Here is a 19,063-nt window from a genome sequence, read left to right on the forward strand (position 1 = left end):
TCCGGCCAGCGCCGCATGGGCGGCCAGCCTCTCTTCATTCTCGACGAGGACGCCCAGCGCACACACGGAAAGGACGCACAGTCGTCGAACATCTCCGCCGGTAAGGCCGTCAGCGAGTCCGTACGGACGACGCTTGGCCCCCGCGGGATGGACAAGATGCTCGTCTCCGACGACGGCGACGTCGTCATCACCAACGACGGGGCGACCATCCTCTCGGAGATGGACATCGAACACCCGGCGGCCCAGATGATAGTCGAGGTCGCCGAGACACAGGAGGACGAGGTCGGCGACGGCACCACGACCGCCTCCGTCCTCGCCGGCGAACTGCTCGCCAAGGCCGAGGACCTGCTCGACGACGACGTCCACCCGACGACCATCGTCGAGGGGTACTCCGCCGCCGCGCAGCTGGCACAGGAGTCCATCGAGGAGTCCACCCTCGACGTCGACCTCGACGACGACACGCTCGTCGAGGTCGCAGAGTCCTCGATGACCGGGAAAGGTACCGGCGACGTCGAGGCCGGCCGACTCGCCGAGGTCGTCGTCGAGGCGGTCCGACACGCCAAGTCCGACAACGGCGTCGTCCGTGACAACATCGAGGTCCACACCCAGACCGGTGCCGCCACGTCCGCGACCGAACTGGTCGAGGGCGTCATCATCGACGAGACGCCGGTCCACGACAACATGCCGACGACGGCCGAGGACGCCGACATCGCCGTCCTCGACGCGGAACTCGACGTCCGCGAGAGCAACGTCGACGCCGAGTACAACGTCTCCAACGTCGACCAGCTCAACGCCGCGCTGGACGCCGAGGAGTCCGAACTGGCGGGCTACGCCGACGCCGTCGTCGACAGCGGTGCCGACGTGGTCTTCGTCACCGAGGACGTGGCCGACCGCGTCGCCTCCCGGCTCGCCAAGGAAGGCCTCTTCCTCGCCGAGAGCGTCAGCTCCTCGACGGCCAAGGACATCGTCGAGGCGACCGGTGCCAAGCGCGTCGGCTCCGTCGACGCGCTGGACGCCGACGCACTGGGCCACGCCGACAGCGTCGCCGTCGAGAAACACGACGACGAGGCGACGGTCATCACCGGCGGTGCGACCGCCGAGTCCGTCACCGTCTTCGCCCGCGGCTCGACCGACCACGTCGTCGACGAGATAGAGCGCGCGCTCAACGACGCGCTCGACGTCGTCGTCGCCGCGCTCGACGCGGGCGGCGTCGTCCCCGGTGCCGGCGCGACCGAAATCGCAGTCGCCGACCACATCCGCTCGGAGGCCGCTTCCGTCGAGGGCCGCAAGCAGTTGGCCGTCGAGGCCTTCGCCGACGCCGTCGACGTACTCCCGCGCACGCTCGCCGAGAACACCGGGCTCGACGCCATCGACGCGCTGGTGGACCTCCGCTCGGAACACGAGAGCGAGGGCATCGCCGGCGTCATCAGCGAGGGCCAGACGGGCGTCGTCGGCGACCCCGTCGAGTACGGCATCCTCGACCCCGCCGCGGTCAAGCGCGAGGCCGTCGACTCCGCGACCGAGGCCGCGACGATGATCGTCCGCATCGACGACGTCATCTCGTCGAGCTAACGCCGTCTCACACCACCAACCGCTTTCTTTCGCGCGCCGCCGGCCCGTAGCGGCGGCTGTCGCGCCGCTCGGCCGCGAACACAACACCTAAGTCCCTCAGCGCCGGTGACACGACTATGCGACGGCCACGCGCTGTAGCGCCCGCCCCTGCGGCCGGCGAGTGGGCCGTCCCCGCGCCGAAACGCGAACCCAGTTTCTAGGCTCGCGGCGGGCGTGGCGCTCCCGTCCCGGGCCGGTCCCGTCTGCACCGGCAACCGGACGACCTATCCCCACCCGACACCACACACCCAGCAATGACGACACTCGACTTCCGCGGCGTGTACCCCGCGATGTGCACGCCGTTCAACGGCGACGACGACCGCAGTATCGACTTCGAGACGCTCAGAGAGAACGCGCAGCGACTGGAGGCGGCCGGCGTCGACGGCCTCGTCCCCGTCGGCTCGACCGGCGAGTCGGCGACGATGACCCACGACGAGCACATCGACGTCGTCGAGGCGGTCATCGACGCCGTCGACGACGTGCCGGTCATCCCCGGCACCGGCTCGAACAACACCCGCGAGGCGCTCTCGCTGTCCCAGCGGGCGGCCGACGCCGGCGCGGACGGCCTCCTGCTCATCTCGCCGTACTACAACAAGCCCGAACAGCGGGGGCTGGTCGACCACTTCGAGACCATCGCGGACGCGGTCGACCTGCCCCAAATCGTCTACAACGTCCCCTCGCGGACGGGGCAAAACGTCGCGCCGGCGACGGCCGCCGAACTCGCGTCCCACGAGAACATCCGGGCGTACAAGGCCGCCAGCGGCGATATGAACCAGATTTCGGAGATTATCGAGCGCACGCGCGAGGAGGACTTCGCCGTCCTCTCGGGCGACGACGGCATGACCGTGCCGATGCTGTCGGTCGGCGGGCAGGGCTGTATCTCCGTGGCCGCCAACGTCGAACCCGAGCGCACGGGTGCGATGATAGGGGCGGCGCTGTCGGGCGACTTCGAGCGCGCCCGCGAACTCCACCACGAACTCGGCCCGCTCTTTCGCGCCCTGTTCGTCGAGACCAACCCCATCCCGGTCAAGGAGGCCATGGGCATCCGCGGTTACAGTCAGCCCCACCTCCGCTCGCCGCTGACACGGCTTTCCGACGAGCACGTCGGCCACCTCGAAGACGTGCTGGCGGCGCTGGCCGACGACGCGTTCGAGTCGCCCGCCGCGGAGGCCGGGCGATGACGCGGGTCGCCGTCAACGGCATCACCGGGCAGATGGGCGCGGCGGTGCTGGCGACGGCGGCCGACCGCGACGCCGAGGTCGTCGTCGGGTTCGCAACCAGCGGCGTCGACGCGGTCGAGGGCGTCCCGGTGGCACACCCCGACGACGCCGCTGCCGCGCTGCGCGAGCACGACGCCGACGTGGTCGTCGACTTCGCCGTCCCGGCGGGCGCGCTGACGGTGGTCGAGGCCGCCGCCGAGGCCGGCGTCCCCGCCGTCGTCGGCACCACCGGCTTCGACGAGGCCGGCGTCGAACGCCTGCGCGCCGCCAGCGACGACGTGGCGGTCCTGAAGGCGACGAACTTCTCGCAGGGGATACAGGTCCTCCAGCGGGTCGTCCGGGAGGCCGTCGGGGCGCTCGACGGCTACGACCTCGAACTGACCGAGTCACACCACAACCGGAAGGTCGACGCGCCATCGGGCACCGCCAACAGCATCCTCGACGTGGTACAGGAGGAGCGGGACGTGGAGCCGGTGTACGGCCGCGAGGGCCACGCGCCCCGGAGCGACGACGAGATCGGCGTCTTCGCCCGGCGGGCCGGCGACATCCGCGGCGAGCACGAACTCCTCGTGGCGGGCAACGACGAGGTGCTGTCGCTGTCGCACCGCGCCGAGGACCGCGGCGTCTTCGCCGCCGGCGCGCTGGACGCCGCGGCGTGGCTCGTAGGCCGGGAACCCGGCTGGTACGACTTCGGGACCGTCGTCGACGCGTGACCGCCGGCGCGTCGAAGGGCGTATTACCGTCTTAATACTGCTTCGAGAATATGCCGGATAGCCTTATACCCGGTGAGCGGCCACTATCGCGTATGGCTACGAACCAAGGCGTACACGCACCGGTCGGCGACTGCCCCCACTGCCACGGCGAATTCGAGACGGCGGGGGTCCTCGCGCAGTGCTCGCGGTGTGGCTACCTCGCCGGCCGCGGGGCCGACTGAACGGCGCGAACCACAGACGTATAGCCCCGGGGGGCGCAACCGCGAGGTATGAGCCTGCAAGCAGACGTCGAAACCCTCTGGGAACGCAAACAGGACGGACTGACGGCGGCCGACGCCACCGACGACCACCTGTCGACGCTCGACGAGTTCCTCGCCGCGCTGGAGGCCGGCGAGGTCCGGGCCGCCGAGAAGTCCGGCGGCGAGTGGGACGCCAACGAGTGGGTCAAGCAGGGCATCCTGCTGAACTTCGGTCTTCGCGAGACGGTCGCCCGCGAGTACGGCGGCGTCGACTACCACGACGTACTCCCGCTGCGCGAGACCGACGACTTGGGGGCCCGTGGCACCCGCAACACGCCCGACGGCACCGCCGTTCGGCGGGGCGCGTACCTCGGCGAGGACTGCATCATGATGTCGCCCTCTTTCGTCAACATCGGCGCACACGTCGGCGACGGGACGCTCGTGGACTCCTGTGACACTGTCGGCTCCTGCGCTCAGATCGGCGAGAACGTCAAACTCGGCGCGAACACGCTCATCGGCGGCGTCCTCGAACCCGTCGAGGACGCGCCGGTCATCGTCGAGGACGACGTGTCGCTTGGGGCCGGCTGCCGGGTCACCTCCGGGTTCGTCGTCGGCGAGGGCAGCATCGTCGGCGAGAACACGCTCCTGACCCCGCGCATCCCCGTCTACGACCTCGTCGAGGAGGAGGTCCTCTACGGCGAACTGCCCCCCGAGCGGCGCGCCTTCCAGCGCTTCGTCGACTCCTCGGTCGGCGACCACGACCTCATCCCCGGCGGCGCGTACAAGCCCGCCGTCGTCGCCACCGACGTCGAGGAGGAGACGCTGGAGGCGACGGAGCGAGAGGACGCGCTGCGAGAGTAGGGCGGGCCCGAGCGAAGCGAGGGGCCGCCAGAAGCGAGCGGGGAGGAACGACCCGCGAGCGAGCGGAGTCGCGGGCGACGAGAGTGGCCGAGCGAAGCGAGGGGCCGCCAGAAGCGAGCGGGGAGGAACGACCCGCGAGCGAGCGGAGTCGCGGGCGACGAGAGTGGCCGAGCGAAGCGAGGGGCCGCCAGAGAGCGGAACCCTTGTTAGCCGCCGTCGCCACCCTCGTGGTAATGAGTCACGACTCGCCGCCGGTCCGCCGTCTCGCGGACTGGGACCACGACCGCCTCGAATCGCTCGCGGCGGCTCACGGGACGCCGCTGTACGTCGTCGACCTCGACCGCGTGGCCGCGAACTACGAGCGGTTCGCGGCGGCGTTTCCCGACGCCCACGTGATGTACGCCGCGAAGGCCCACACCGGGCGGGCGGTGCTCTCGAAACTGCTCGAAACCGGCGCGGACATCGAGTGCGCCGCGTGGGGCGAACTCCAGCGGGCCATCGATGCCGGCGCGGACCCGAACACGCTCCAGTACACCGCGGTCAATCCGCCGGACCGGGACCTCGACTACGCGGTCGACCTCGCCGACGAGAACCCCGGGCTGACGATAACCGGCGGCGCACGGGACACGTTCGACCGCCTCGAAGCGCGGGGGTACGACGGCCGTATCGCCGTCCGCATCAACCCCGGCATCGGCACCGGCCACCACGAGAAGGTGGCGACGGGCAAGGACGCGAAGTTCGGCATCCCCTACGACGAGGTGCCCGAACTCGCCGCCGAACTGGCCGACCGGTTCGAATTGGTCGGCATCCACGCCCACGCCGGCAGCGGCGTCCTCCACGACGACCTCGACGACCACTGCGAGGCCATCGGCAAGGTCGCGGACATGGGCCGGACCGTCGAGGACCGCGTCGGCGGCTTGGAGTTCGTCGACTTCGGCGGCGGCTTCGGCGTCCCCTACCGCGAGGACGAGGCTCCCCTCGACATGCCCGCCGTCGGCGAACGGGTCCGCGAGGCCGTCGGCGACCTCTCGGCGCGGGTGAAACTCGAACCCGGGCGCTACGTGGTCGCCGACGCCGAGTGCATCCTCACCGAGGTCAACACCATAAAGGAGACGCCCGCGGCCACCGTCGTCGGGGTGGACGCCTCGCTGGCGACGCTCATCCGGCCGGCGATGTTCGGCTCGTACCACCCGATTCGGAACGTCTCGACACCGGACCGCGGGGCCGAACCGGTCTCGGTCGGCGGCCCCTGCTGTACGAGCGCGGACGTGTTCTGCACCGACCGGCCAGTCGCCCGACCGGAGCGCGAGGACCTGCTGGCCGTCGGCAACGCCGGCGCGTACGGCTACGAACTCGCCAACCAGTTCCACTCCCAGCCCCGGCCCGCCGAGGTCGCCGTCGAGGGCGGCGAGACGCGGGTCGTCCGGGCCCGCGAGACGCTGGCGGACGTGACCCGCATGGAACGATGAGCTTCGACATCGAGACGTTCCACCGGCGGGCCGTCGAGACGCCCTCTCACGAGTCCGTCGACGAGATGCGGGACCTGCTTGTCGAGACGCTGACGGCCGCCGACGCGGACCCGACCGTCGACGACCTCGGGAACGTCCTCGCTTCGCGGGGCGCGCCCGACCACGCGGCCGCCGCGGCCGCCGACGGGACTCACCTCCTCCTGAACACCCACATCGACACGGTGCCGCCCCACCTCCCCTACGAGCGCCGCGGGTCCCCGCCCGGGCCCGACGCGACCGTCGACGGGACGGGCGGGAGCGGCGGCGACGTGGTCTGTGGTCGCGGGGCCTGCGACGCGAAGGGGCCGCTCGCGGCGCTGCTCGACGCCTTCCTCACCGTCGACCCCGACGGTGGCGCGGTGACGCTGGCGGTCTCTATCGACGAGGAGACCACCCAGACCGGCGGCGCGCACCTCGCCGAGACCGTCGCCGCCGACGCCTGCGTCGTCGGGGAGCCGACCGGGCTGGACGTGTGTACGGCCGCCCGCGGCCAGTTCGAGGGGACGGTCACTATCCACGGAGAGAGCGCCCACGCCGCCGACGACGGGGCGGGGCGAAACGCCGTCCGCGCCGCGGCCCCCGTCCTGCAGGCCATGGAGAGCTACGACGAGCGCGAGGGGCCGCCGCCACACGACACGCTCGGTCGCCCGTCGCTCACCGCCTCGATGATAGAGGGCGGCGAGGCGACCAATCAGGTGCCGGCCGAGTGTACCGTCACCTTCGACCGGCGGTCGGTCCCGCCCGAAACCAGTCGCTCGTTCGTCGACGCCTTCGAGGCCCACCTCTCGGGATGGCTCCCCGACGCCATGTCCCTCGACGTGGCGCTCATCCGGCCGGACACGCCCTTCCCGGAGGCGTTCGCCACCGACCCCGACGCCGAGGTGGTTCAGACGCTGCGGGACGCCAGCGGCGGCGACGTGCGCCCCTTCGGCGCGGCGACGGAGGCGTCGTACTTCGCGGCGCGCTACCCGACGGTCGTGTTCGGCCCCGGCGTGTTGAGCGACGAGACGGGCGCGGTCGCGCACTCCGAGCGCGAGTACGTCAGGCTCGCGGACGTGCGGACGGCCGCCCGGGCGGTCCGGGAGACGGCCGAACGGCTGGTCTGAGGGTGTGTGGCGGGTCTGACGACGTGACTCAGTCCTGTGGCGCGGCGCTCGCGTCCTCGACCGTCAGCGTCTCGGAGACCTGTGAGTACGTCAGGACCAGCGCGACCGCGGCCAGCGCGGCCCCGACGGTGAAGGGCGTGCTGAAGCCCCCGAGGTTGTAGAGGACGCCGGAGGCCAGCGGACCCACCGCCACGCCCAACCCGAACGCCATGGTCAGCACCGACAGGGTCGTCCCGGAACCGCGCTCGCCCGCGAGGTCGCCGGCCAGCGCGAGCGAGGGGGCGAAGACCAGCGCAACGGCGATGCCTTGGACGAACCGCGCGGCCAGCATGAGCCACGGGTCGGTGACGACGCCCTGTGCGAACACTGACGGCACGAGGACGACGAAGCCGGCCACGACGAAGGGCCGCCGACCGAACCGGTCGCTGGCCCGGCCGACGGGGACCTGCAGGACGACGTTGGCGATGACGACGGCGGCGAACTGGACGCTGAACATGAACGTCGTCTCGTCGAGGCGGGTCCGAATCGGCCCCTCCAGCGTGGCAAAGAGCGCGATGGTCGTCGCCATCAGGAAGGTGCCGACGCCGAGGACGAACACGGAGTCGAGCCCCCGGCCGTCGGGGTCGAAGACGGCGATAGAGAGGTCCTTCCCGGCCGCGTCGTCGGCGGTCGGCGGGTCCTCGATGAGCAGCGCCACGAGGACGAAGCTGACAATCGCGCCCAGCACGGCGACGGCGAAGGCCGCGGTGAACCCCGAGAACGCGACGCCCAACAGCGAGTACTCCACGACGCCCTCGCCGGCCAGTCCCCCGGTGACGACGACGCCGGCGATGATGGGGCCGAAGCCGAAGCCGACGAGCCGGAACGTGTTGAACACGCCGAAGTTTCCCCCGCGCTCGCTGTCGCTGGTCGCGTAGTCGTTGACCAGCGCGATGGTCGCCGGGATGGTAAAGGCCGCCCCGACGCCCTGTAGTGCCCGCGCGGCCAACACGGTCCAGTAGCTCGACAGGAACGGATAGGCCGCGCTCCCGATGCCGAACAGCACCAGCCCGGTCAGGACGAACGCGCGCCGGCGACCGCTCCGGTCGGAGAGGCGGCCGGTCAGGGGCTGGCCGAAGCTGTTGAGCAGGCCGAAAAGCGAGAGGACGAGGCCGATGAGCGTCTCCTCGCGGAAGACGAACCCGAACAGCTCCGTCCCGGCGATGCCGGTCAGCGTTATCTCCCCGCTGGCGATGTACAACGGCAAGACGATGATGAGAAAGGAGTTGCCGAGCGCGTCGGCCATCCGGGCGAACGCGAGCGTCAGAATCCGCGAGTCGGTGCCGAGGACCATCTACTCCGCCGGAGGACCGCCACGCCCCTGAGGGTTCCGTTCCCGTCGTGCGGCCCTTACTGATGAGGTATCACAGGGTAGGTGGTGCGGGCCGCAGCTAGGGTATGTCCGAGCCACCGGCACTCCGGGACGCCCACCGGCAGCAGGCGAACGTCGTCATTCAGGACCTGCGCGGGTGGGACGGCGAGGCGGCCGGACTGGCGACCGTCGACGCCGAGTGGGTCCGCCACGCCCGCCAGCCCCACATCACTGCGGCGGTCACCGAGTTCGGCGACGACGCGGGGTTCGACCGGGAGACGGCGGCCCGGTTCGCGGACCGGTGGAACGACATCGCGGACGGCACGGCGGTCGAGCGCATCGCGTTCGTCGCTCCGGGCGTCGAGGAGCGGGCGGTGAGTCGGGGCCGAGATACCGACCGGGCGGTGCGAGCGTTCGCGTCGCGGTCGGCGGCGCTGGCGTGGGCGCGGGCCTAGTCGTCGACGCCCTCGGCCATCGACTCGGCGACGCCGACGTAGCCGGCGGGGGTCAGTGCTTCGAGTTCGGCCCGCACGTCCTCGCTCACGTCGAGGTCGGCGTACATCTCGCGGAAGTCCTCGATGGTGACCTCCCGGCCCCGGGTGGCCGCCTTGACCTGTTCGTAGGCGTCGGCGACCCCCTCGCGCCGGAGGATGGTCTGGACGGCCTCGCCGATTATCTCCGGGGTCGATTCGAGGTCCTCGCGCATCACCTGCTCGTTGGGGACGACCTTCGCCAGCCCGTTCTGGCACTTGCCGTAGGCGACGAGACAGTGCGCGAGGGCCGCGCCGACGTTGCGCTTGACCGTCGAGTCCGAGAGGTCCCGCTGGAGGCGCGAACTCGTCACGTAGTCCCCGAGGAAGACGAGGTCGGAGTTGGCCTTCGAGAGATTCCCCTCGCTGTTCTCGAAGTCGATGGGGTTGACCTTGTGGGGCATCGTCGACGACCCGGTCTCGCCCTCGACGGTCTCCTGCCCGAGATACCGGTCCGAGACGTAGAGCCACATGTCGCGGTCCATGTCCAGCAGGACGTTGTTCGCGCCCCGGACGGCGTCGAAGAGCGTCTGGAGGTCGTCACAGGGGTTGACCTGCGTGGTCAGGGGCTCGTGGTCGAGGCCGAGGCCGGCGACGAACTCGCGGGCGAACGCCGGCCAGTCAACGTCCGGGTACGCGGCGTGGTGGGCGGCGTAGGTCCCCGACGCGCCGGCGAGTTTGCCCGAGAGGCCGTCGGCGGCACGCTCGATTCGGCCGATAGCCCGACCCAACCGGGCGGCGTAGACGGCCATCTCCTTGCCGAACGTCGTCGGCGTCGCCGGCTGGCCGTGGGTGCGGGCCAGCATCGGCACGGCGGCGAACTCGTGGGCCATCCCGACCAAGGCGTCCCGAATCTCGCGCAGTTCCGGGACGAGCACCGTCTCGACAGCGGGCTTGACGAGCAGGCGGTGGGCGAGGTTGTTCACGTCCTCGCTGGTCAGCCCGAAGTGAATCCAGTTGTCGACGTCGAGGGCGTCGGGCGCGCCGAGCCGGACGAAGTACTCGATGGCCTTCACGTCGTGGTTCGTCGCCGCGTAGCCGCCGTAGCCCTCGGTCTCCAGTTGCTTGACCACGCGGGCGTCCTCGTCGTCGAACCCCTCGTAGAGCGCCCGCAACGCCGCGCGCTGGTCGCCGTCGACGGACAGCGGCGTGGCGTCGAGGTCGGCGAGCGCCAGCAGGTACTCGACTTCGACCTCCACGCGGGCGCGCATCAGCGCCCGCTCGCTGGCGTACGGGACGAGCGGTTCGGTGTAGCGGGCGTAGCGGCCGTCGAGCGGCGAGACGGCCGAGAGTGGCCCTCTGTCGGTCATGCGAACGTCTCCGCGGGAGGCGCGAAAAAGCGTGTCGACTCCCGCTTAGCTCCCGGTCGCCCGCTGGTAGTGCGAGCGATAGCGGCTCACCTTCCGGTACAGCAGGTAGCCGACGGCGAGGTCGAAGACGACGACGAAGCCGACGAACGAGAAGCCCGGCAGCGGGAGATAGGTGACCGACGTGTTGTAGACGGCGTGGATGAGCGCCGCGACGAGGATGCCCTTGACGACGATGGGACCGGCGTTGTCGCTGTTGAACTTCGCCAGCCCGAGGTAGTAGCCGGCAAAGGCCGAGTAGAGGACGTGGCCCGGGCCGACGAACGCCCGGGAAGTCGCCGTCCGGAGCGCGGCGGCGACGGGCTGGCTGCTCTGGGCCGCCATCGCCTGCGTGTACCCCTGCGAGATGTACAGCGCGTTCTCGATGGTGGCAAAGCCTAGGCCGGCGACGGCACCGTAGACGACGCCGTCGACGACTGCGTCGATGGTGTCGAACGCGCCGACCCGAATTGCGAGCCACTTCACCGTCTCCTCGATGGGGCCGACGACGACGAAGAAAAACAGCGCCGTCCCGACGACGGGGACGATGCCGAACAGCGGCTTGAGCAGGGTGTTGACCAAGGCGGCGATGCTGGCAAACAGGATGGCGAGGACGAACGTGACCGCCAGCGGCTCCAGCGGTTCACGCATCGTCGGGTCGCCGTACCACAGGTAACCGACGATAGCCAGCGCCGGCACCGCAGACAGCGCCGCCAGCACGCCCAGCGAGGGCTGGCGGACGGCCAGCAGTATCGTCCCCGCCAACTGGGCGACGAACAGGAGAACGGCCAGCAGGATTAGCAGCCAGCGCCGCGAGGCGTGCAAGACACCGTAGAGGCCCACCGCGACGCCGTCGAGCCGTGACCGCGGCTCCCACGACGCGATGTCGTAGAGGTCCGTCGAACTACCCAACGCGTCACCGACCGGGTCCGTCTTCTCGTCTGGCACAGGGGACCTATCGCCGTGCGAATACGTCAGGCTTGCGGCGTCACCCGAGCCAGCCGTACTCGGCGTCGGCGTCGCCAAAGCGGCCGTCGGGCGGGTCGTGCCGATAGACGTCCGTGCCCAGCGCGACCCACGCCAGCCCGTAGGGGACCGCCAACGCCGGCACGGAGTTGAAGCCCAGAAAGAGCACCGCGCCGACGCCCAGCAGGACGCCCAGCCACGGGGGCTGGACCCGGGTCCGGACGACGCCGGCGGCGACGGCGACCCCGCCGGCCACCAGCGCGAGGACGCCGACGGCCACCGGCACCTCCCCGGCGATGCCGACGAGTCGGAGCGACTGCCCGAGGGCGAAGCCGAGCGCCCCCAGCGCCCCCAGCCACGCGCCGGCGACCCCGGGCCGTTCCAGCCGCGCCCCGTAGAAGTCCTCGACGGCGTAGTGGCCCGCGAACACGCCGACCGCCGAGACGACCGTGGCGGCGAGGACGGTCGGCGGCCGCGCTCCGCGCAACGCCACGGCGACGGCCCACGCTGCCCAGACGAGGCCGCCGACGGCGGCGACGCCGCCGGCCACCTGACACCGCGCTCTCGTCATGGCCCAGACTGGGGCGGCCGGCTACTAAGGGACACCGACTGCACCACCGCCGGCGCTCCGACGGCGTCCCGATGCCGACTGCGCCACCGAGTGGCGCGGACGCCGGGATTCGCAACTACTTTGCGCGCGCCGGCCCCTCAGTCGCACATGAAAATCGCCGGCATGGCCAGCAACCGCGGCCGGAACCTGCTGAACGTCGCCGACCGCGCCCCGGGCGGGGCCGAACTCGCCGTCGTCCTGACCAACGACGCGGACGCGCCGGTCCTCGAAGCGGCCGCCGAGCGCGGCGTCCCGACCGAAGTCGTCGAGCGCGACGCCGACGAGGCCCGCGAGGCCCACGAGGAGCGCGTACTGGCGGCCCTCTCGGAGTACGACTTCGACCTCGTGGCGCTGGACGGCTACATGCGCGTCCTGAGCGAGACGTTCGTCGAGGCCGCGCCGACGACGCTGAACGTCCACCCCTCGCTGCTCCCGAACTTCGCCGGGATGGACGCCCACGAGCAGGTGCTGGAGGCGGGCGTGAAAGTCACGGGCTGTACCGTCCACGTCGTCGACGAGACGGTCGACGGCGGCCCCATCGTCACGCAGGAACCCGTCCCGGTCTTCGACGACGACGGCCTCGATGACCTGAAAGAGCGCGTTCTCTACGAGGCCGAGTTCACGGCCTACCCGCGGGCCATCGAGTGGTTCGCCGAGGACCGCGTCGCGGTCGACCACGACGCCGGTACCGTCGCCGTCGAGGGCGACGACGGCGGCCAGTTCCCCGCCCGGCGGCTGGCCTCCGACGACCGCGCCGCCGACCTCCGGTACGGCGAGAACCCCCATCAGGACGCCGCGCTGTACGCCGACGCGACCGTCTCCGAGGCCAGCGTCGTCCACGCCGACCAGCGCAACGAGGGGGCGAAGGCGCTGAGCTACAACAACTACAACGACGCCGACGGCGCGCTGAACCTCATCAAGGAGTTCGAGGAGCCCGCCGCGGCGGTCATCAAACACACCAACCCCGCGGGCTGTGCGACGGCCGACTCGCTGTCGGCAGCCTACGAGCGGGCCCTCTCGACGGACCCGATGAGCGCCTTCGGCGGCATCGTCGCGCTGAACCGCGAGTGCGACGCCGCCACCGCCGAGCGGATAATCGACTCGTTCAAGGAGGTCGTCGTCGCGCCGGGCTACACCGACGCCGCGCTGGACGTGCTCTTCGAGAAGGAGAACCTCCGCGTCCTCGACGTGGACGGCGAGTTCGAGGTGACCGAACCCCTGACCGAGAAACCCCTCGTCGGCGGCCGCCTCGTCCAAGAGCGCGACACCCAGCACCTCACCGCCGACGACCTCGAAGTCGTCACCGAGCGCGACCCCACCGACGAGCAGGTCGAGTCGATGCTGTTCGCGTGGCACACGCTCAAACACGTCAAGTCCAACGGCATCCTCTTCGCCAAAGGGACCGAGACGGTCGGCATCGGTATGGGGCAGGTCTCCCGCGTCGACGCCGTCCGGCTGGCGGCGATGAAAGCCGACGAGCACGCCGAGGGCAAGGACGCCGACGGCGCGGTGATGGCCTCGGACGCCTTCTTCCCGTTCCCCGACGGCATCGAGGCGGCCGCCGACGCCGGTATCGAGGCGGTCATCCAGCCCGGCGGGTCGAAAAACGACGAGAGCGTCGTCGAGGCCGCCGACGAACGCGACATGGCGATGGTCTTCACCGGCCAGCGCAGTTTCCGACACGACTGAGCGACTGTCGTCGCGTTCTCACGGTTTCGTGGCCCGGGACCGACGACGGGCCACACGGATTCGGTCGCGGGACGGCTGAGGACGCCGGCCGTCGGCCGCGCTCCCGACACGGTTATACCCGTGGGCGGCTCGTACCGACTATGCCGAACGACTCGGACAGGGAACGCGCGGTCCGTGACGCCGTCGACCGGTCCCGGAGCGGGGCGCCGGCCGGGGGCAGCGTCATCCGGGACCGGTTCTCGGCCGACGAGATATTCCAGCGCATCGTCGCCGCGGCCGACCACGAGGTGACCGCGAGCAAGCGAGAACTGCTCGCGAGCGGCCTCGCGGCCGGGTTCGCCATCACGGTCACCTTCCTGCTGTACGCGTCGCTGTACGCCTCTACCGACGGCGACCCCGTCCTGAGCGCGCTGTTGTACCCGCTCGGGTTCGTCTTCATCATCCTCGGGGACTACCAACTCTACACCGAGAACACGCTCCCGCCGGTCGCGCTGACGCTCGAACGGCTCTCCAGCCTGCCGACGCTGCTGCGCATCTGGGGGCTGGTCCTCGTCGCTAACCTCGCCGGCGGGCTGTTGGGCGCGCTGGCGCTCTCCTCGACGGGCGTGCTCTCGACTGGCGCGGCCGCGGCCGCCGAGGGGTTCGCACAGACGGCCATCGAGACGCCGTGGTGGACGCTGTTCTCGAAGGCCGTCTTCGCCGGCCTCATCGTCGCCGGCGTCGTCTGGGTCGACTACTCCCTGCGGGACAGCATCTCCCGACTGGTACTCGTCTACGTTGCCTTCCTCGCCATCCCGTTCGGGAACCTCTACCACGTCGTGGTCTCGGCGACGGAGATGTTCTACTTGGTGTTCGTCGGCGACCTCGCGCTGTCGGTCGGGCTCACCCAGTTCGTCGTCCCGGTCCTGCTCGGCAACTCTCTCGGCGGGGTCGTCCTCGTGACGGTGGTCAACTACTTCCAGACGACCGAGCGCCGGCTCGAAGCCGCCAGACAGAGCGGGCGGAAACGACAGTTGACCGTCCGCGAGTGGCTGCTCGGTCGGTTCTCCGACTCCGGGCGCTGGTACGTCCCGGCCAACCGCGACTACGACTGACCCGACACGTCTTTGCGGCCGTCGCGTGAACGTCGGATGTGTTCGCCGACAACCGCCACTGGGTGCTGTTCGCGGCCCTCGTGCTGTCGACGCTCGGGACCGTCGGCGTCGCCGCCGTGGGCCTGCTGACGACGGCCGGTGCGCTGCTGGCCGGCGGGTCACTGCTGGTCCCGCTCTCGGTGCTGTTTCTCGGGACCGCGCTCTTTCTCGGACTGGACGCCGTGCTCGTGGCCGCGCTGGTCCGCGAACTGGCCCGCCGCGCGTCGCTCCCACGGAGCCAGCGCCTCGCGGACGCGCTTCGGCGCGTCGAGGCCGCGGTCCCGGCCGTCGCGTCGCTCGGCCTCGCCGAACGGTTCGAGCCCCGCGGGCCGACCGTCGAGGAACGCCGCGAGGCGCTGGCCCAGCGGTACGTCGACGGCGAACTCACGGAGGCGGAGTTCGAGCGACGGCTCCAAGACCTGCTGGGCTCGGCCCCGTCCGAAGACGGACCGGCGTCGGCCGAGCGACGGGACGCGGCGACGGACCGGGACCGCGAGGCGACCGAGGAGTGAGCCGACAGTGTTTACCTTAGAAATCGGGGTTGTTGAGAGTCAGAAAGCCCCGGCTCCAGCGCCTAACTAAACACACCCACCGCCGCGCAGTTTTAATGCCCTGCCGGCCGAGGCATCGCGTATGGGCGAATACACCTTCCTCCGGGTGGCGGTCGACAGCCGCGTCGTCGCGGCCGTCCTCGACTCGCTCCCGGGCGTCGCGGTGGTCGACGACCCCGAGGCCGTCGCCGGCGACACGGGGGCGGAGCCGCCGTCGGCCGACGACTCGGCGCGGGCGAGCGCCGACGTAACCACGCCGGTGGGCGACCGAGGCGAGGACACCACGGCACCGACCGACCAGCGGAGCGACGACGACTCGGAGCGCGCCGCAACCGAGGAGAGCCGTGCGGTCGCGCTGTGGCGCGAGTGGGGCCTGCTCGGTCTCGGGCTGGCGATGGCCGCGCTGGGGCTGGCGACGGTCGGTCTCTGGTGGTACCGCCGCCGGAGCGCCGACGAGTCGCCCGCCGAGACGGGCGGTGTCGATGCCGTCGGCACTACCAGTACCGACGCGGCTGGGACGCCACCGGTCGGCGAGACCGAACTCGGCGGCCGGACCGACGAGCCGAGCGTGGGCGGCGGGTCGCCCGTCCACGGCGCGGCTACCGACGACGCGGCGGTCGGCGCGGACACCCCGGCCGACGACGCGGACGACGACCGGGCAGGCGAGGGAGCCGACGACGCGGCCGACGCGAGCGACGCGGTCATGGACGAGGGAGAGACGGCGACAGACGATACGGAGGAGGCGGCGGAGGCGGACGCAGACGAGGCGGCCGACGATACGGAGGAAGCGGCGGACGCGGACGCAGACGAGGCGACAGACGACGGGGCGACGGACCGCGGCGACATCGACGCGGCACCGCTGTTGGGCGCGGCGTTTCTCGCTCTCGCGGGCGCGCTCGTCCGGTGGACGCGGGCCGAGGGGTAGGTCCGACAGGCTAAAGCGCGCGGCTACGGGACGTGCGTGCATGGAGTTCCACGAGGCCGCGAACTTCCTCTTCGAGTTGCGCCGGTTCGCCATGCGACCCGGCACCGACGCCACGGACGGGCTGTTGTCGACGCTGGGCGACCCCCACGAGGACCTCCGCTGCGTGCAGGTCGCCGGCTCCAACGGGAAGGGCTCGACCGCCCGGATGGTCGAGCGGAGCCTCCGGGAGGCCGGCCTCGATGTCGGCCTCTACACCTCGCCCCATCTGGCCGACGTACGCGAGCGCGTCCGGGTCAACGGCCGGAAGGTTCCCGAATCGAGCCTCGTCGAGTTCGTCGAGGCGGTCCGGCCGTACGTCACCGAGCGGGGGGCCGACGGCGAAGCACCGACCTTCTTCGAGACACTGACGGCGCTGGCCCTCTGGGAGTTCGACCGCCAAGACGTGGACGTGGCTGTCCTCGAAGTCGGTATCGGGGGCCGCTACGACGCGACCAGCGTCGTCGACCCCGTCGCCAGCGCCGTGACGACGGTGACGCTCGAACACACGCACATCCTCGGGGACACGGTCGCCGAGATAGCGACCGACAAAGCCCACGTCGCGCCCGACGACGCCCCGCTGGTAACGGGCGCGACCGGCGCGGCCCGCGAGGCCGTGGAGGACGTGGCCGGCGACGTGGTGACCGTCGGCGGGGCCGACGCCGACGTGGCCGTCACCTACGGCGGCCGCGAGGGGTTGGAGGGAGCGGTGACCGTCGACGGCCCGGACTGGACCGTCGACACGCGCGTCCCGCTGCTTGGCGCGCATCAAGCGACCAACGCGGGCATCGCGGCGGTGCTGTGCCGACAGGTCGCCGACGTGGACGACGCCACGCTGGCCCGGGGGCTGCGCAACGCCCACTGGCCCGGCCGCTTCGAGGTGATGGGCCGGGACCCGCTGGTGGTGTTAGACGGCGCGCACAACCCCGGCGGCCTCGAACGGGCGGTCGAGACGCTCGACTCCTTCGATTACGAGGACTGTCACGTCGTCGTCGGCGCGATGGTCGAGAAGGACCTCGACGGGATGGCGACCGCGCTCTCGGCGGCCGACCGGGTCGTCGCTTGTCGGCCGGCCGTGGACCGCGCGGAGTCACACGACGTGGTCGCGGCCGCGATGGCCGAGGCGACCGACGCGACCGTCGAGCGCCGCCGGGCGGTCACCGACGCGCTGGACGCGTCGCTCTCGGCCGCCGGCCCCGACGACGCGGTGCTGGTCACCGGCTCGCTGTACACCGTCCGCGAGGCGCGCACCCGGTGGGCGCGGACGGTGGTCCCGAAGCGCGTCGACTCGGCCGCGGACGGTCGGGAGACGCTCGCTGCCGCACACGTCGCCGAGAGCGACGCCGAACGGATGGCCGGCGACGCCGTCCACCGCGTCCTCCGGACGCAGGTGCGGCCGGGGCAGGCGCGGACCCTGCGGGCCGAGCTGCTCGCCGTCGGCGGCGAGTGCGCCGTGTCGGCACTGGCCGCCCAAGACGAGGAGGCCGTCGACGTGGTGTTGCAGGCGACGCTGGCTCAGTACCGACGGCTCGTCGAGCGCCTCGACGACGCCGGCGACGGCCTCGCCGCGCTGGCCGCCGACCTCCGGACGCGGCTGGGCTTCGCGTCCGAACCGGCGGGACAGGCGGAGCGGACGTACCCGTGGACCGACGGGACGGCGGTCATGGGCATCCTCAACGTCACGCCCGACTCCTTCCACGACGGCGGCGAGTACGACGCCGTCGACGACGCCGTCGCCCGGGCCGAGGAGATGCTGGCGGCCGGCGTCGACATCGTCGACATCGGCGGCGAGTCGACCCGGCCCGGGGCCGAACCGGTCCCCGCGGCCGAGGAGCGCGACCGGGTCGTCCCGGTCGTCGAGGCGCTGGCCGACCACGACGTGGCCCTGTCGGTCGACACCCGCAAGGCCGCCGTCGCGCGCGCGGCGCTGGACGTCGGGGCCGACATCCTCAACGACGTGTCAGGGCTGGAGGACCCCGAGATGCGGCTCGTCGCCGCCGAGTACGACGTTCCGGTCGTGGTGATGCACTCCATCGACACGCCGGTGGACCCCGACAGCGAGGTCCGCTACGACGACGTGGTGCGGGACGCGCTCGACCAACTCACCGAGCGGGTCCTGCTGGCCGAGAAGGCGGGGCTCGACCGCGAGCAGATAATCGTCGACCCCGGCATCGGCTTCGGGAAGTCGCCGACGGAGGACTTCGAGCTACTCGACCGACTGGCCGAGTTCCAGTCGCTTGGCTGTCCGGTGCTTTTCGGTCACTCCCACAAGTCGCTGTTCGGGCTCGTGGGCGAACAGCCCGGCGACTGCCTGTCGGCGACCGTCGCCGGCACGGCGCTGGCGGCCCAACGGGGTGCGGACATCGTCCGCGTCCACGACGTGGCCGAGAACGTCGCCGCCGTCAACGTCGCCGCGGCCGCCGACGACCCCGAGGCCTTCCGCGATTAGGAGAAGCCGAGGACGATGTCACAGGCGGCGCAGTGTCGCAGCGTCACCGTCTCCGAGCGGTCGACGCTCACGGCCCCGTCGTCGGCGACCGAGAGGCGATGGACGCGCCGGCCGGTGACGAGGTCGCCGTCGGCGTCTATCGCGGCCCCGCAGTCCGGACAGGTCATGGGAAGGGCCATGGCATACGTTAGTACTCCGCACACATAACCGATTTCGACG

General features: G+C 71.3%; 18 protein-coding genes. 13 read left to right on the plus strand and 5 right to left on the minus strand.

The features are described 5' to 3' along the window. The first annotated feature begins 15 nt into the window (after positions 1–15). The 7 genes from thsA to ACV7JO_RS10305 all read left to right on the plus strand — a co-directional run bounded on the left by thsA (position 16) and on the right by ACV7JO_RS10305 (position 7,258). Entirely contained in the window at positions 16–1,572 is a 1,557-nt protein-coding gene (thsA, locus tag ACV7JO_RS10275) for a thermosome subunit alpha (RefSeq protein ID WP_470355769.1), read from the plus strand. Between the two features lie 293 nt (positions 1,573–1,865). After that, entirely contained in the window at positions 1,866–2,792 is a 927-nt protein-coding gene (gene dapA, locus ACV7JO_RS10280; protein ID WP_470353319.1) for a 4-hydroxy-tetrahydrodipicolinate synthase, read from the plus strand. Then, positions 2,789–3,544 (plus strand): 4-hydroxy-tetrahydrodipicolinate reductase, encoded by a 756-nt coding sequence (gene dapB / locus ACV7JO_RS10285; RefSeq protein ID WP_470353320.1) that lies wholly within the window; start codon positions 2,789–2,791, stop codon positions 3,542–3,544. Before dapA ends, dapB begins: the two co-directional genes overlap by 4 nt. A gap of 92 nt (positions 3,545–3,636) precedes the next feature. Then, complete coding sequence (locus tag ACV7JO_RS10290) at positions 3,637–3,765, plus strand: hypothetical protein (RefSeq protein WP_470353321.1); 129 nt, start codon at positions 3,637–3,639, stop codon at positions 3,763–3,765. A 48-nt stretch (positions 3,766–3,813) separates the two neighbouring features. After that, entirely contained in the window at positions 3,814–4,644 is an 831-nt protein-coding gene (locus ACV7JO_RS10295) for a 2,3,4,5-tetrahydropyridine-2,6-dicarboxylate N-succinyltransferase (protein ID WP_470353322.1), read from the plus strand. A gap of 233 nt (positions 4,645–4,877) precedes the next feature. After that, positions 4,878–6,113, plus strand: coding sequence for a diaminopimelate decarboxylase (gene lysA / locus ACV7JO_RS10300; protein WP_470353323.1), 1,236 nt, complete (start codon positions 4,878–4,880; stop codon positions 6,111–6,113). Then, positions 6,110–7,258, plus strand: a complete 1,149-nt coding sequence (locus tag ACV7JO_RS10305) for a M20 family metallopeptidase (RefSeq protein ID WP_470353324.1) — start codon at positions 6,110–6,112, stop codon at positions 7,256–7,258. The genes lysA and ACV7JO_RS10305 overlap by 4 nt, the downstream gene beginning before the upstream one ends. Positions 7,259–7,286: 28 nt before the next feature. Here the strand turns inward: ACV7JO_RS10305 and ACV7JO_RS10310 are convergent, their stop codons facing one another. Beyond that, complete coding sequence (locus ACV7JO_RS10310; protein ID WP_470353325.1) at positions 7,287–8,591, minus strand: MFS transporter; 1,305 nt, start codon at positions 8,589–8,591, stop codon at positions 7,287–7,289. A gap of 104 nt (positions 8,592–8,695) precedes the next feature. On the opposite strand from ACV7JO_RS10310, the gene ACV7JO_RS10315 reads away from it, so the two are divergent. Then, entirely contained in the window at positions 8,696–9,064 is a 369-nt protein-coding gene (locus ACV7JO_RS10315) for a hypothetical protein (RefSeq protein ID WP_470353326.1), read from the plus strand. Here the strand turns inward: ACV7JO_RS10315 and purB are convergent. The 3 genes from purB to ACV7JO_RS10330 are packed head-to-tail and all read right to left on the minus strand — an operon-like array spanning position 9,061 to position 12,022. Then, positions 9,061–10,449, minus strand: coding sequence for an adenylosuccinate lyase (gene purB / locus ACV7JO_RS10320; RefSeq protein ID WP_470353327.1), 1,389 nt, complete (start codon positions 10,447–10,449; stop codon positions 9,061–9,063). The genes ACV7JO_RS10315 and purB overlap by 4 nt on opposite strands. A 45-nt stretch (positions 10,450–10,494) precedes the next feature. Next, positions 10,495–11,433: a PrsW family intramembrane metalloprotease gene (locus ACV7JO_RS10325; RefSeq protein WP_470353328.1), complete on the minus strand. Its 939-nt coding sequence runs from the start codon at positions 11,431–11,433 to the stop codon at positions 10,495–10,497. A gap of 40 nt (positions 11,434–11,473) precedes the next feature. Further along, positions 11,474–12,022 carry a hypothetical protein gene (locus ACV7JO_RS10330; protein ID WP_470353329.1) on the minus strand — a complete coding sequence of 183 codons (549 nt, stop codon included), beginning with the start codon at positions 12,020–12,022 and terminating at the stop codon, positions 11,474–11,476. Between the two features lie 147 nt (positions 12,023–12,169). On the opposite strand from ACV7JO_RS10330, the gene purH reads away from it, so the two are divergent. From purH to folP, 5 genes are all read left to right on the plus strand, one after another. Next, the gene (gene purH / locus ACV7JO_RS10335; RefSeq protein ID WP_470353330.1) at positions 12,170–13,750 is read left to right on the plus strand and encodes a bifunctional phosphoribosylaminoimidazolecarboxamide formyltransferase/IMP cyclohydrolase; all 1,581 of its coding nucleotides are present in this window, start codon (positions 12,170–12,172) and stop codon (positions 13,748–13,750) included. A gap of 140 nt (positions 13,751–13,890) precedes the next feature. Beyond that, entirely contained in the window at positions 13,891–14,844 is a 954-nt protein-coding gene (locus ACV7JO_RS10340; RefSeq protein WP_470353331.1) for a formate/nitrite transporter family protein, read from the plus strand. Between the two features lie 38 nt (positions 14,845–14,882). Further along, positions 14,883–15,395: an SHOCT domain-containing protein gene (locus ACV7JO_RS10345; RefSeq protein WP_470353332.1), complete on the plus strand. Its 513-nt coding sequence runs from the start codon at positions 14,883–14,885 to the stop codon at positions 15,393–15,395. A 121-nt stretch (positions 15,396–15,516) separates the two neighbouring features. Beyond that, positions 15,517–16,359, plus strand: a complete 843-nt coding sequence (locus ACV7JO_RS10350; RefSeq protein ID WP_470353333.1) for a hypothetical protein — start codon at positions 15,517–15,519, stop codon at positions 16,357–16,359. Between the two features lie 40 nt (positions 16,360–16,399). Then, positions 16,400–18,844: a dihydropteroate synthase gene (folP, locus tag ACV7JO_RS10355; RefSeq protein WP_470353334.1), complete on the plus strand. Its 2,445-nt coding sequence runs from the start codon at positions 16,400–16,402 to the stop codon at positions 18,842–18,844. On the opposite strand, the gene ACV7JO_RS10360 is transcribed toward folP, so the two are convergent. After that, positions 18,841–19,023, minus strand: coding sequence for a hypothetical protein (locus ACV7JO_RS10360; RefSeq protein WP_470353335.1), 183 nt, complete (start codon positions 19,021–19,023; stop codon positions 18,841–18,843). The two genes, folP and ACV7JO_RS10360, sit on opposite strands and share 4 nt — an antisense overlap. Positions 19,024–19,063: the final 40 nt, after the last annotated feature.

It is taken from the genome of Haloarcula sp. MBLA0138, assembly GCF_055632455.1.